This window comes from Shewanella piezotolerans WP3 (genome assembly GCF_000014885.1).
Lineage (GTDB): Bacteria > Pseudomonadota > Gammaproteobacteria > Enterobacterales > Shewanellaceae > Shewanella > Shewanella piezotolerans.
Genome location: NC_011566.1, coordinates 4171678 through 4186234, shown reverse-complemented (window position 1 = coordinate 4186234; position 14557 = coordinate 4171678). Strand labels below are relative to the sequence as shown.

The window sequence follows — 14557 nt, the reverse complement described above, 5'->3', positions numbered from 1 at the left end:
ATTAATACTACTAAGGAAGTCATAGGCTCCCTTAGTATTGGCTCAACAACTTAGCTTAAACTTGAGCTATTTACGTAACTCTCTACGCAAGATCTTACCGACGGTTGACTTGGGTTGGCATCAACAAAGTTAATGACTCTAGGGACTTTGTAGGCGGGGAGTTGTTAAGACTGAGAACTCAGGTTTTAAGACTCTTTTTGAGCCATATTGAGCATGAGGCTTTCTCCATTTATGCGGGTTAGTTGAAATTGAAAAGTGGACATAATTTGCGAACTACGCGTTTAACTGTTTTGTACACCGCCAGCTGTAGAGTGTTGGGCTTATTTTTGATTTATTGACTCGGCTAAAACTTACGTGTTGCTTAAACTATGATGAAAAATAAGCGGTTTACTGTCTTTGTATAGCAATGCTAGATTGGATTGCTGCCGTTTTGTTAAGTGTAGCGACTGTGTATGAATGAGTGGAAAGGTTAACGCTATGGAGTTTTGTTATGGATGATAAAAACCAAATGGATGTATTCGAGAAAATGACTGAAGCTGTTGGGGTTGCAAAAATATCGGAACAACTTGAGAAGCTAAAACCTAATCCTTTTGTCACTTTTTTAAATTTTCTTTGCATTTTAGGTTTAACTTACTTTTATATGTTTTTTATTCCAGCAACGAAAGATGACCCAGACTTCGTATTTTTAGCCATGTATATGATCGGTGTAACTGGAATAGCCTTTTCTGATATCTATAGAATCAATAAGCGAATTGACTTGCTTGTAAAATTGCTGAAAGTGAAGCTTGGTAGTTAGCAGGTATTCGTAAAATAGCTCTTGGTCTCAAGCTTTATTGATGATAATTAAGCTCATTTCACTATTGGCAGCTTTCAGATTTAGGATGTGCTTAATGTGGTGAAGCCGTTATTTGAGGGAATACCGTATGCATACTAAGGTAAAAAGACGTCTCGGTTTAATTGTTATTTTATTAGGTATCTACTTTTGTTGGCTTACCTTTGAGCTGGCAGGTTGGAGTGTTATTGTTACTTTAAAAGCGATTAGTGTGGTGAGTTTTGTCTTTGCGCTGCTAATCTGCGTGTGTTTGCAAAAGTTGTTTTTACATTTTAAATGCCATGCTGAATTCTTGTTTATTATTTTAGCGTTAATATCCGCATTAGCCCTTGGGGTATCGGATTCTGATTTTATATTGCCGTTCAATGTCGATGTTAATCGTTGGCTGCAATCTGCAAAAGTAGAAGTGTTCGGTTGGTTTATGAGCTCCGTTGTTATTTTGGCGTTCATGTTTTCTATCAATAGGCTTGCGAGTATCAGTTCTAGGGAAAGTTAACTGTCTTTGGCGATGAGCCATATAGTTATTTCGAATGACTCAGGGCAGGGGAAACCATATAAAGTAAAGTGCGATAGCTTAGATGGTAATGGTAAGTATCATGTGGCATATGCATATAACAATTGTTGGCCACATAACCCAACTAGAGAAGCAAGGAGTTGCGGTTAGATTACTTTCAATCAGCAATAGGTTGTCACTCATGAGCGTAAATTTACCCACTAAGGCAAGATCATGACCAGAGCTAGAAAATTCAAGTTGCTGATGATTATCTATGTCATTGTCACTTTAATGTTCCAAGTGATTCCTGTCGAACTCACATTCTATATGAACCCTTTTTATATAATAGGTATGACGCTTGGGGCTTTTTTGATACTAAAGGCGATTGTTTACGCTTGTCCAAACTGTGGAAAGCATCAAATAATGCTTGGTTTTTTTAAGTATCGCTTGCCAACAGACTACTGTTATACATGTAGCGAGAAACTTGATTAATAGCACATTGGCTGCCCAATTAATTTGCGACGGCTTTATTCTCGTAATTGATTTTCCTGCAGATATTAGGGGGAAGACGATAAAGCAGTAAATACGAAAAGGGAGCCGTTGGCTCCCTTTGCTTTTGCTCTAAAACTTAACTCAAATCTATTACTTACGCAGCTCTCTGCGCAGAATTTTCCCTACGGTTGATTTAGGTAGGGCGTCAACAAAGCTGATGATCTTAGGGACTTTATATGCCGTGAGTTGTTCACGGCAGTACTTGTCGACCATTGCCTTTGCTTGCTCGTGTTCTATATTGCTGTCACTGAGAACGATAACCGCTTTTACTGCTTCGCCGCTGCGCTCATCTTCGACACCGATGACGGCGCATTCGAGTACGGCTTCATGGTTAGATAACACATCTTCGACTTCATTAGGGTAAACGTTAAAGCCTGAAACGATTATCATGTCTTTTTTGCGATCAACAATTTTGTGGTAACCGTCGTCTGTCGCTAGGGCAATATCGCCAGTTTTAAAGTAACCATCACTGGTCATCACCTTGGCGGTTTCATCGGGATTATTCCAATAACCTAACATCACTTGTGGGCCAAAGACGGCAAGTTCGCCTGTTTCACCGATAGGCACTTCATTATCATCCATATCTAGGATCTTAACTTGAGTACCAAGAACGGGTTTACCTATGGTACCGAGTTGCTCAAGTCCTGGGGCATTGAGTGAAACTACTGGGGAGGTTTCTGATAATCCATAACCTTCTGAGATAGTGCAGCCAGTAGTTTGCTGCCAAATACTGGCGGCGGCCTGGGTAAGTGCTGTGCCACCTGAGATAGTGACCTTTAGATGGCTAAAATCTAATGCTTTAAACTCGGGCTGATGACAGAGGCCAACAAATAGAGTATTGAGCCCTGCAAAGCCAGTAAAAGGATATTGTCCTAAGGTGGATATTAATCCTGAAATATCACGTGGGTTGGGAATAAGTACTGAGCAGCCGCCGCGTTCATAGTAGAGCACCAAATTCACCATAAAGGCGTAGATGTGGTACACAGGGAGCGGTGCGACAAATATCTCTTCCCCTTCCACTAACCTATCGCCTAAGCGGGATTTTATCTGCATTGCATTGGCGAGTAGATTGCCATGAGTCAGCATTGCGCCTTTTGATAGGCCAGTGGTACCGCCCGTATATTGCAGCGCGGCGATTTGGCCAGAAACACTAATGACCGGCGCATAGGTAAGCTTCTCTCCTGCCGAGAGCACATCACAAAAAGGTACGGTTGCAAATGGCACTTCTGGTTGCGGCTGCGGTGCAATTAAGTCCATCGCATGGGTTGAGATAACGGTTTCAATGCCCGTGTTAGCGACCACTTCGGTTAACGTCGGTAGTAAGTCTGATAACACGACTAAGGCTTTTGCGCCTGAGTCATTGAACTGGTGGATAAGTTCACGTTGGGTGTAGAGTGGGTTAGTGTTAACTAACACCATGCCAGCCTTGATTGCACCGTAAGCGGCAATCACAAATTGGGTAATGTTGGGCAGTTGAATCGCGACTCTGTCACCTTGCACTAGATTGGTCTCTTGCTGCAGATAAGCGGCAAATTGACGTGAGTAGTGGTTAATTTCGTTGAAGGTTGTCTCGTGGCCTAAGCAGGAGTACGCGGCTTTATCACTATATCTTGCACTAGCAAGCTCTATCAGATCATTAAGCGATGCGTAGCGTGAAAGGTCTAGTGTCGAGTCTGAATCATATGCCATGGAGATACCTTAGTTAGCCAGTTTCTAATTATTATGGATTGGTAAAAATCAAACAGGTGTTTAGATTAGTGCGAATATCCCTCCAAGGTCAATGGTCAGCGGTGAAATAAATTGTTTCAGCAAAAATCAAACTAAAGCGGAGTATCGCATTGTTAGGATTAGACTTTTTACTCTACTTGGCGGCGGAGGCAATATAAATGAAAGGTAATGCAAATCGCGCATTACCTTTCATTGCTTGAAGTGAAGGCTGGAGTTTAAATCGGGCTAAAGAAGCTGGAGTTTTGCGCCACCTGACTATGGCTGTGTTGTTCGGCGACCACAAAGGTTATTTCATTGCGGCTTTTATCAAGCGCGTTGAGATCGGCTGACACCGTTACTGGGTAATCCAGCTGTTCGCCAGCCTCAATTAATACTCGTGATTTGCCTGCGAGTTGGTAGCTGTTATTACCCGATACGTATATTTGATAGTGACGTGCCTGTTGAGTTTTATTGCGGATCTTTAAGGTAAAACTATTCTCGATAGCATCGGTGAGCGTTTCACGGTAAAGGGTTTGTCGATCGCGAATAACATTAAGCTCAATGGCTGAGCGGCTACTAATATCAAATCCAATCACTGCAAGCATGATCAATGCGGCGATACCATAGCCTAGGAATTTATAGGACTCGTAAAAAGGCACAGCTTTATCGACTAGCTCATTTTCGCTGGCATAGCTGATGAGGTTAGTTTTATAACCGAACTTCTCCATGGTTTGATTACAGGCATCGACGCAGGCACCACAGTTGATGCATTCATACTGTAGGCCGTTACGAATATCAATGCCTGTTGGGCAAACATCCACACACAGGTTACAGTCTACGCAGTCACCTAAGTCAGTCTCTTGTTTGCGTTTGCGTGGACCACGGCTTTCGCCACGGCTGGCATCATAGGTGACTGTCTTGGTATTAGCATCAAACATCACAGACTGAAAGCGTGCGTACGGGCAGCAATGTAGGCACATCTGTTCGCGCATCCAACCTGCATTTAAGTAGGTACAAATCGCGAAGAACCATACCCAGGTGGCGATCCAAAAGCTGGCTTCGAAAGTCAAAATGTCTAAATACAGTTCTCGAGCAGGAATAAAGTAAGCGATAAAACCACAGCCGGTAAGTAGAGCAATAGCGCCCCAAGCTAAGTGTTTACTGATGCGTTTGCTTGCCTTTTTTAAGCTCATTGGCGCCTTGTCTAGCGCCAAACGTTTGTTGCTACTGCCCTCTATACGCTCTTCAATCCAAACGAACATAAATGTCCAAGCGGTTTGTGGGCATAAGTATCCACACCAAACTCTGCCCCAAAATACCGTGGCAAAAAATAGAAGGAAAGCGGCTGCAATAAATATCCAAGCGAGAATAGTAAAGTCTTGCGGCCATAAAGTGGTGCCAAAAAAGATAAACTGCTGCTCACTAATATTGAATAAGATAGCTTGTCTGCCTTGATAGGAGATAAAAGGCAGTAGGAAAAATAGCGCTACTAGAAGACTATTCATTCCGGTTCTAATGCGTTGAAAGTATCCCTTTTGCTGGCGAATATGGATCTTGCCACTGGTTTGGCTGTCGATCTGCTTTATAGGAATACGCTGACTTGTTAGTGGGCGGCTCTTAGCCACGTTGCTGTTCTCTACTGCACTGCTGTTACTATTGCTATTTAACATTGGCTTCTCTATAGACACTGACATTGTTCACTCAGCGTCTATTTAGCAAGCATTAGACCATGTTTTAAGTTGTTGATTAACAAGGTGTTCACTCCTTTTGCTACCTATTCCTGTCACGATATATCGATAAGTAACGATATATCGTGAGCTTTTAGGCAATTAAATGGGACGGCTAATACCCAGCTTGCTCATTCGAGAGCGCAAAGTGCTAGGTGGCATACCGAGTATTGCCGCAGCCCCAGTTACACCAGAGATCCGCCATTGGTTCTGCTTTAATATCTTTAATATGTGGGCTTTTTCTATTTCAGCTAATGTTTGCTTAGTCCCGCTGCTGCTTGATGTTTGCGTTTGTGATTCAGTGGTTAACTGGCCAAACTCTAGTACGGGGCCATTTGATAAAATCATTTCCCTTTCAAGGACATTTTGCAGCTCACGTACATTGCCAGGCCAACTGTGTTTGATGAGCTTTTGCATGCCGCGTTGGCTCACTTTGCTGATTTTTTTACCGAGCTTTCTATTAAGTTCTTGAATTAAGTGACTGACTAGTTCTGGAATATCAGATAATCGATTACGCAGTGGCGGTACGATGATTGGAAAGACATTGAGGCGGTAGTATAGATCCATTCTAAACAATCCCTGTTCGACCCGTTTGAGTAGGTCATGGTGAGTCGCAGTAATCAATCTAATATCCACCTTTATCGTTTGGCTACTGCCTACTCGCTCGAACTCTTGCTCTTGGATCACGCGTAGTAACTTCGACTGAGCTTCAAGGGTTAGCTCAGCGACTTCATCGAGAAACAGCGTGCCATTGTTAGCCAGTTCAAATCGCCCCTTGCGTCGGCTTGTCGCTCCAGTATAAGCGCCTTTTTCATGACCAAACAGTTCACTTTCTAGCAATGCTGCTGAAAATGCGGCGCAGTTAACACTCACTAACGGTTTGTCGGAGCGGTTACTTAAACGGTGTAGATTACGCGCAACCAACTCTTTACCTGTGCCGTTTTCGCCACTAATGAGTACGGTGCTCTCTGTGTTTGCCACCAGTTTTATCTGTTGGATTAACTGAGATATTTGATTGCTGCTACCTGATATTCCTACATCCCCAGTTCTGTCGGCAAGCTCTAGCTGTAGGTATTGATTTTCGAAAGATAGTTTTTCCGACAACGCCTGAACCTGCTCTAACGCTTGCCTTAAAGATTGCTCAGTTTGCTTTTGAATACTGATGTCACGAAATATCGCGACTACCCCCATCATCACACCATCTTTATATACGGCGGTTGAAGTGTAATGCACTGGAAAACTCGAACCATCTTTTCGCCAAAACACTTCATGGCTTATTTCACGTGCAACGCCATCCTTAAGGGTGCTATAGATAGGACAGTCTTCTTGGGGATAGTGGCTTCCATCGTTGTGGCTATGGTGATGGCAGTCATGAATATTTTTGCCTAGTAGCTCTTGGTTTTTCCAGCCAGTCATTTTTTCAGCGGCTGGATTGATGAACACCGCATTGCCCTCGAGATCAAAGCCGTAGATCCCTTCACTGACGGCATTCAATATCAATTGGTTTTCTGGCAGAAAGTCTGCGTGTGTGGTTTTTTGTTGCAGATTGATAGCTGTCATGGTCTTCCTATCGCGATATAAGGTGAGCAATCCAGCATAAGTATACGCTAAAGAGTTAAGTCACGACATAACGTGACTCTATTGATCGAGGTAAGTGTAAGATTATTGTCTAAGTGAATATTTGCTGGTGACTCGTCTTTATTAGTGATGAAAAGATAATTGAACAGGGCAGCTAGGCATATATTAAGTTAAAATGGTATCAGTTGAGTCTTTACTTAAGTTTGAGCCTGATTATGGAATACGATTTTTTGCGCAATACGGTAACCGGCACTGCTTTTGCGCGGTTTAGTATGGATCATGAAGCACTAGGATTCTGGTTGTCAGAAGAGTTGGGTGATGATGCTGGTAAGTATGTTGAGATCTGTCAACAGATTGCAAAACTGCAAGCTAGCCAATTAAGTGATTGGCGTCTAGTTGGGAAGGCACTTTCTATTGAGTTAGATCGTGAGCAGGCTAGGGTCTTTGCTAATAATATCGCAGAAGGTGACAGCGATGATGTTGAAATGGATGAATCTATGTCATTTTATGATGGTGAGTCAGAAGCTTTTTGCGGGCTAGAAGATTTTTACGAGGTATTGATTAATTGGCGCGAATTTTTAGATGAACGCTAGATGACTTATGTTATACCAATTGCATTAAGTATTTGGCCATTTCAGAGCCCCTCAGCCTTTTCAATTCAAAGCGCATTGGTAAAGAAATGGTTATTCCCTTTTAAGCCAATGCAAAGCAGAAGTGGAAAGACTGAGGGGCTCACGTAGTGCGGCTGAGGTTAAACAAATTGGCAAACGCTGTATGCTTCGCTATGGGATTTGGATATACGACTAAATGGTCTATTTTGTTCCATACAAAATAAGACATTTCGGCCCTCCTTGGCGGTCAGATTTAGGAGGTACGAGACCAAGGATGGTCGAAGGTAGAATAATGCAGGAGCAATTATCGAGAGCGAAGCAGGATGCCAGAGCCGAGAATAACTATTGGCTCAAATTCCACTACTTGCCTACAGCGTTTTGAATTCCCGCTGAATGGTCAAACTTTTAATGCAATTGGTATTACTTGCGGATTGAAAAAGGCAGCCTAGGCTGCCTTTTATTATTGAGTTTTGGGTAAATAATTACTGGTTAAGGTATCTTACTGCCATCTCTGTACGAGATTTTGCGTTTGCTTTACGCAATAAGTTCTTCACATGTACCTTAACTGTACCTTCACTAATGTGCAGTTGCTCTGCAACGACGCGGTTGCTTTGGCCTTCTGCGAGGTGTTGCAGAATTTCAAGCTCTCTTGGCGTTAGGTTTTCAATCCATTCCTGTTCGTTGACCGAACTATTTAGCTCTGACAAATACTCTTTTACATTATCGCTAATAATACGGTGTCCAAGCATGGCATTTTTAAGCATATCGAGTAGTAGATCTGGCTCAGTATCCTTTAGCAGGTAACCATCAGCGCCCGCTCTTACAAGCCTAATCACATCCTGCTTAGCATCGGAAACAGTTAAAATGACAATACGCGAGGTGACCCCTTCTTGCCGCAGTGCATTAAGGGTATCTAGGCCTGTCATCCCTTTCATATTTAAATCGAGTAATACGATATCGGGTTCATTTTCAGCAACGGCTGAAAGCGCATCTAGGCCACTTCCTGCTTCACCGAACAGAGTGAAATCTGAGTCTGAAGTAATAAGCTGACAGATCCCACGACGTAATAGTGGATGATCGTCAATAACGAGTACTGAATAAGGCTTACCCATTTAAAGGCCTCCTGCTGAGGTAAATTTGTAATTCGTTAAAATATGCATCTGCTATGCCTTATGAACCTGTTCTATAAGCTAATAGTTTTATACTGGTTCTTGTTGAGGCGGGAAAGTTAAGGACACCGTGGCGCCACCTTCCTCATTTTGATTAAATTCTACCACACCTGAGAGGCGACTGGCGCGCTCATGCATGATCCCTAAGCCAAAATGTTGGTCTCTTTCTTTGAGCTTTTCGATACCTACGCCATCATCACTGATATCGATGATCACTTTTTCGTCACTGATCTTCTGACAGCTAATATGAATATGCTTCGCCTTGGCGTGTTTAACAGCATTGAGCGTCGCTTCTCGGGTGAGCTGAAGAATGTGGATATGTTGATGTGCACCAAGTAATTGTACCGGAAGCTTGTAGTCTAAGGTTATTTCGGCATCAGTTTGGCCACGAAGTTGTTCGATCATCGCTTCTATAGCATGGCCCAGGTTGGGGTCTTTAATGGTTAGTCTAAAGGTTGATAATAACTCCCTAAGCTGAACATAGGCGGTATTAACTCCTTCATTGATTTCCTGTAACTGTTCAGCTGCTCGGGGGCTCTTAGAGGTTTTGTCTAACTCTTTGGACAATAGGTTTACTTGGATCTTTAAAAATGACAGTAACTGGCCTAATGAATCATGTAACTCACGAGCAATGACGCCACGTTCCTCCATTAACGCTAATTGCTGCCTTTGCTCTCCAGCATTATGGATAACCATAGAGCGGGCAAGCATGATGGCAAAGTTACTATATAGCGCCGTTGAGAAGGGCTGTTTTGAGATCACCTCTAAATAGCCTAGGTTATTTTGCTCAAACTTCAGGGCAAACTTTTGCGTGCTTTTAACATCACGCGGCCATTCACCTTGTGCGTCGAGAATATATTGCACTTGTTCATCTTCAACTATCACTAACCTTAAGTTGATATCGGGGTTATGGCTCTGCAGCTGATTGATTGCATCAGTTAATGTACTAATGTCTAATTTACTAGAATGTAACATCACCACATTATCGTAGAGTAATTTTAATTCGTTATTAGCGCGAGTAAGGGCAATCGTTTTCTCTTGAACTTGAGACTCGAGTCCCTGATACACACTGGCAAGTTTTTTTACTGTGGTATCGAGGGCACTGCTTAATGCACTCAATTCGATATACTCTGTTTTAGGCATATCTACATTAAAATTACCTTGTGAAATTGTATCTGCAGCCTGCATCAATTGTTGCAGTGGTTTAACAACTTTGCGTTTAGCTATTCTGACTGTGACAAAGGCAATAAGCAACATTATAGCTAAACCGGTTATTTGACTTATGGCCAGTAATTTAAGTTTGAAGGCTGCATGTTGTTCAGTTTCTAATACAAAAAGATCAATGGTATCGACAAAGTCTTTTAGTGCAGCCGCGTATAGCCGAGAGTTCTCCGACTCAATGTAATAGCGCATAACTTGCCATTTATCGATGACGGCTAAGTATTTTTGTTTAAGCTCTTTGGGTGTATACCAAGTGAGTGAGGCTCTAAGTGCTTGAGAATCTAGTGTGTTTTCAAACTCTGCAATTTTTTCTTCTGCAGACTCACTGCCAGAATTAGCATAAAACATAAGCCGATAACTCTGCATTCGAAGTGAACCCGATGCATTAATTGCTCTAGCGTCGCCCAAACTATATGAGAGATTAACAATGGCAAAAATGGCCAGTCCGCTAGAGAGTAAAATTAGCGTTAGCATGAATCCCCATATTGCCGATGTAAGTCTGCCTTTTTTCATTAAAAACTCTCAATTATTGGGTTTATGTGCTATTCGTTTATAGCAGTTCTATATTAGTGGATAGTTGAATACATTAACAAAAACCTAGAAATGTGAGCAACAACACGTTCACATGTTGATCTAACGCAAGTTTCACTGCGGATACCCCATAAGGGGTATGTTTTTGTTCGGGATTAGAGACTAACTTCACTCTCGTAATAGGTGGGTAATAAAGATTATAAAGTAACATGGAGATGAGATGGTGAGAACATTAACTAAAAAGACTTTTGCAGTAAGTGCAATGGTCGCTGCAAGCTTACTAGCTGGCAGCGCATTCGCAAGTGATAAAACTGAACCACGTAACGAAATTTACAAAGATAAATTTTCAAAGCAATACGATAGCTGGCATGACACTTCAGAAAGCAAAGAAATTGTCGATATGCTTGAAGAAGTACCAAGCTTAGTTGTCCTTTGGGCTGGTTACGGTTTTGCTAAAGACTATAACGCTCCTCGTGGCCACATGTACGCCGTTACAGACGTACGTAACACGCTTCGTACTGGCGCACCAACTTCAGCTGAAGATGGTCCAATGCCAATGGCATGTTGGTCTTGTAAGAGCCCAGACGTACCTCGTATGATCGAAGAACAAGGTGAAGATGGTTATTTCACTGGCAAGTGGGCTAAAGGCGGTCCTGAAATTGTCAATGTTCTAGGGTGTTCTGATTGTCACGAAAAAGGTAAGTCGAAGCTACGTATCTCTCGTCCATTTGGCGAGCGTGCTATGGAAACACTAGGCACTCCATTTGATAAAGCTTCTCGCAAAGACAAGCAATCAATGGTTTGTGGTCAGTGTCACGTCGAGTACTACTTCGAGAAGACTAAAGATAAGAAAGGTTTCGTTAAGTTCCCTTGGGATAACGGCACTACAGTTGAGCAGATGGAAGTCTACTATGACAACATCGAATTCTCTGATTGGACTCACGCCGTTTCTAAAACACCAATGCTGAAAGCACAGCACCCTGGTTATGAAACTTGGCAGTTAGGTGTACACGGTAAGAACAACGTAAGTTGTACTGACTGTCACATGCCTAAAGTTAAGAATGCTGAAGGCCGTAAGTTTACTGACCATAAAGTGGGTAACCCATTCGATCGCTTTGAAGAGACTTGTGCTACTTGTCACGAGCAAAGCAAAGAGTTCATGGTTAACCTAACTGAAGAGCGTAAGCATAAAGTTGCTGACCTTAAAGAGCGTGCTGAAACTCAGCTAGTTAAAGCTCACTTCGAAGCAAAAGCTGCTTGGGATGCTGGTGCAACTGAAGCCGAAATGAAGCCTATCCTTATGGATATCCGTCATTCACAATGGCGCTGGGATTATGCAACTGCATCACACGGTGTTGCTGCTCACGCTGCAGATGAAGCTCTTCGTGTACTAGGTACTGCGGTAGACAAAGCTGCTGATGCTCGCATCAAGCTTGCTCAACTACTTGCTGCTAAAGGTGTTAAGCAACCAATTGCTTACCCAGACACTTCTACCAAAGCTAAAGCTCAAGCAGCTCTAGGTATGGACATGAAGAAGATGAATGCTGATAAAGCTGAATTCAAGAAAACTATGTTACCTAAGTGGGATGCTGAAGCTGAAAAGCGTGAAGCGACTTACAAGTAACAGCTATATATAGCTAAGTTTTCTCTGCATAGCTCTATTGTAGAAAGCCCTCATTATGAGGGCTTTTTTTATGCGTCAAAAATTGTTTAGCCTTCTGTTAAACACCGCTACTTAATTAACGCTAATAATGCTTTAAAGCGTTCGCCTATTGCTTCATGCTGTAATTCGAATAGCAATGATTCTACATTTGTTTTTAGCGCCCCATGTTCCTGCATCATCTCTATACCTAACTGTTTATTCTCAGGTGTTCTCGAAGACATGGCATCGACGATTAAGTGTGTCGGGTAAGCATTGTCGAGAAGGTCCATACAGGTCTGATAGACACAAACATGAGTTTCTATCCCTGCGACCAATATATGTTTCTGTCCCATAGCGGAAAGCTTTGCTCTGAATTTAGGGCATTGCCAGCCACTAAAGTGCTGCTTTGCAATTGGCTCTGTGGTTCGTATCAACTCTGTGGCGAGTACGTCAGTTGTCGCACCAAGCTTATCCGGAAGTTGCTCTAGCCATAAAATCGGTATGTCGAATAACTGTACCCCTTTTATCAATATGGTCAGTTTTTGGTGTAGTGCTTCACTTTGATGCATCACTCGTGCGAGTTGCCCTTGCACGTCCACAACAACTAATACGCAATCTTCGGGTTTCAACATTCAAGGTCCTTGGTACTTGTGGATTATTTGCACTAGTACAACTCAAATCCGCGTTGTAGCCAATAGGCGATAAGTCTAAGCCGTAATGACTGTGCCTTATGGCAGTGCAGTTATTGCATAAATGCACCCGATTGGTGCATTTATATTTATATTTTAATGGCTGTGAAAGGCTATCTGTATGTTTTTAATGGTTTTGTATTTTTGGCCTGATGCTTGAATTGTCTTTATTAGAATTAAAATAGTCTCAGGGAGATAGCCATGAAATTGGTCAGTGCCATTATTAAGCCGTTTAAGTTAGATGATGTAAGAGAAGCTATCGCCAGTGTCGGTATTGAAGGGATGACAGTGACAGAAGTTAAAGGCTTTGGTCGTCAAAAAGGCCATACAGAGCTTTATCGAGGTGCAGAGTACCAAGTTGATTTTCTGCCAAAAGTTAAACTCGAAATAGCAACCAAAGCGGAAAATGTAGAAATGCTAGTGGAAGCGATTACCGGTGCAGCCCGTACTGGCAAGATTGGTGATGGCAAAATTTTCGTTACCAACTTAGAGCAAGCAACCAGGATAAGAACTGGCGAACTCGATAACGAAGCACTTTAAAGGGGTAGGGAAATGGACGATTTAACTAAACTTGGATTAACAGTAACTGAGCTACGTTTTGCTCTGGATACTTTTTATTTTTTGATCTCCGGTGCGCTAGTGATGTGGATGGCGGCAGGTTTTGCCATGTTAGAAGCGGGACTTGTTCGCTCAAAAAACACCACTGAAATTTTAACTAAGAACGTCTGCTTATATTCAATCGCATGTGTAATGTATCTAATCGTTGGTTACAACATTATGTATGTAGATAACGGTGAAGGTGGATGGTTACCCTCATTTGGTTCTCTGATTGGTTCACAAGCGGATGGTGCAGATCATGCGCTTGAGTCTGATTTCTTCTTCCAAGTGGTATTTGTGGCAACTGCCATGTCGATAGTGTCTGGTGCTGTCGCTGAGCGTATGAAACTGTGGGCATTCTTGGCATTTTCAGTGTTTATGACTGCCGTTATTTACCCTGTTGAAGGCTACTGGACTTGGGGCGGCGGCTTCTTATCTGAAGCGGGTTTTGTTGATTTCGCTGGAAGTGGCATTGTGCACATGGCTGGTGCAGCAGCGGCTATTTCGGGAGTACTGTTACTCGGTGCTCGAAAAGGTAAGTATGGTGCAAACGGGCAAGTGAATCCTATCCCGGGCTCCAACTTACCTATGGCAACCTTAGGTATGTTTATATTGTGGATGGGTTGGTTTGGCTTTAATGGCGGTTCGCAGTTATTGGTATCGGACGCTGAGAATGCAAGTGCTGTGGCAAAGATATTTGTCAACACCAACTCAGCAGCAGCGTTTGGTGCGATATCAGCCTTAATAGTATGTCGACTCATTTGGGGGAAAGCAGATTTGACCATGATTTTAAATGGTGCATTAGCGGGATTGGTGGCAATTACGGCGGATCCATTATCGCCATCGCTAGCCATGGCTGGAGTTATTGGTATTGTTGCTGGCGGCGTGGTGGTGTTTTCGATTGTTGCCTTTGACCGAGTTAAAATAGATGATCCAGTTGGGGCTATCTCGGTACACGGTGTGGCTGGGCTATTAGGCTTAATGTTAGTACCGGTATCTAATGCAGATGCATCTTTTATCACTCAGCTTTATGGCGCAGCGGTGATATTTGCTTGGGTGTTCCTCGCTTCTACTGTTGTTTGGCTTGGCCTTAAAGCAACCATGGGGATCCGTGTTACGGAAGAGGAAGAGTATAATGGTATGGATGCTTCAGACTGTGGCATCGATGCATACCCTGAGTTTGTTTCAGTAAAAAGTGGTAGCTAATT

General features: G+C 42.7%; 12 protein-coding genes. 6 read left to right on the top strand and 6 right to left on the bottom strand.

Going from position 1 to position 14557, the window contains the following annotated elements:
* Nucleotides 1–490 precede the first annotated feature (490 nt).
* Nucleotides 491–796 carry a hypothetical protein gene (locus SWP_RS17720; protein ID WP_020913978.1) on the top strand — a complete coding sequence of 102 codons (306 nt, stop codon included), beginning with the start codon at nt 491–493 and terminating at the stop codon, nt 794–796.
* Nucleotides 797–923: 127 nt separating this feature from the next.
* Nucleotides 924–1328, top strand: a complete 405-nt coding sequence (locus tag SWP_RS17715; RefSeq protein ID WP_020913977.1) for a hypothetical protein — start codon at nt 924–926, stop codon at nt 1326–1328.
* Between the two features lie 639 nt (nt 1329–1967).
* On the opposite strand, the gene SWP_RS17705 is transcribed toward SWP_RS17715, so the two are convergent.
* The 3 genes from SWP_RS17705 to SWP_RS17695 all read right to left on the bottom strand — a co-directional run bounded on the left by SWP_RS17705 (nt 1968) and on the right by SWP_RS17695 (nt 6871).
* Nucleotides 1968–3566 (bottom strand): long-chain-fatty-acid--CoA ligase, encoded by a 1599-nt coding sequence (locus tag SWP_RS17705; RefSeq protein WP_020913976.1) that lies wholly within the window; start codon nt 3564–3566, stop codon nt 1968–1970.
* 254 nt (nt 3567–3820) lie between these two features.
* Nucleotides 3821–5254: a cytochrome c oxidase accessory protein CcoG gene (ccoG, locus tag SWP_RS17700; RefSeq protein ID WP_020913975.1), complete on the bottom strand. Its 1434-nt coding sequence runs from the start codon at nt 5252–5254 to the stop codon at nt 3821–3823.
* A 159-nt stretch (nt 5255–5413) separates the two neighbouring features.
* A complete protein-coding gene (locus tag SWP_RS17695) occupies nt 5414–6871 on the bottom strand; it encodes a sigma-54 interaction domain-containing protein (RefSeq protein ID WP_020913974.1) in 1458 nt (485 codons plus the stop codon).
* Between the two features lie 233 nt (nt 6872–7104).
* Between SWP_RS17695 and SWP_RS17690 the strand changes: the two genes are divergently transcribed.
* Complete coding sequence (locus SWP_RS17690; protein WP_044556061.1) at nt 7105–7482, top strand: YacL family protein; 378 nt, start codon at nt 7105–7107, stop codon at nt 7480–7482.
* A 500-nt stretch (nt 7483–7982) separates the two neighbouring features.
* Here SWP_RS17690 and SWP_RS17685 read toward each other — a convergent pair whose 3' ends face one another.
* Nucleotides 7983–8612 carry a response regulator gene (locus SWP_RS17685; protein ID WP_020913972.1) on the bottom strand — a complete coding sequence of 210 codons (630 nt, stop codon included), beginning with the start codon at nt 8610–8612 and terminating at the stop codon, nt 7983–7985.
* Nucleotides 8613–8699: 87 nt separating this feature from the next.
* Nucleotides 8700–10403 carry a nitrate/nitrite two-component system sensor histidine kinase NarQ gene (gene narQ / locus SWP_RS17680; protein ID WP_044556060.1) on the bottom strand — a complete coding sequence of 568 codons (1704 nt, stop codon included), beginning with the start codon at nt 10401–10403 and terminating at the stop codon, nt 8700–8702.
* Between the two features lie 238 nt (nt 10404–10641).
* On the opposite strand from narQ, the gene nrfA reads away from it, so the two are divergent.
* Nucleotides 10642–12045 carry an ammonia-forming nitrite reductase cytochrome c552 subunit gene (nrfA, locus tag SWP_RS17675; RefSeq protein WP_020913969.1) on the top strand — a complete coding sequence of 468 codons (1404 nt, stop codon included), beginning with the start codon at nt 10642–10644 and terminating at the stop codon, nt 12043–12045.
* Between the two features lie 107 nt (nt 12046–12152).
* On the opposite strand, the gene SWP_RS17670 is transcribed toward nrfA, so the two are convergent.
* Nucleotides 12153–12695, bottom strand: coding sequence for an isochorismatase family protein (locus SWP_RS17670; protein ID WP_020913968.1), 543 nt, complete (start codon nt 12693–12695; stop codon nt 12153–12155).
* 258 nt (nt 12696–12953) lie between these two features.
* On the opposite strand from SWP_RS17670, the gene SWP_RS17665 reads away from it, so the two are divergent.
* Nucleotides 12954–13292: a P-II family nitrogen regulator gene (locus SWP_RS17665; protein ID WP_020913967.1), complete on the top strand. Its 339-nt coding sequence runs from the start codon at nt 12954–12956 to the stop codon at nt 13290–13292.
* 12 nt (nt 13293–13304) lie between these two features.
* Entirely contained in the window at nt 13305–14555 is a 1251-nt protein-coding gene (locus SWP_RS17660; protein WP_020913966.1) for an ammonium transporter, read from the top strand.
* Nucleotides 14556–14557 lie beyond the last annotated feature (2 nt).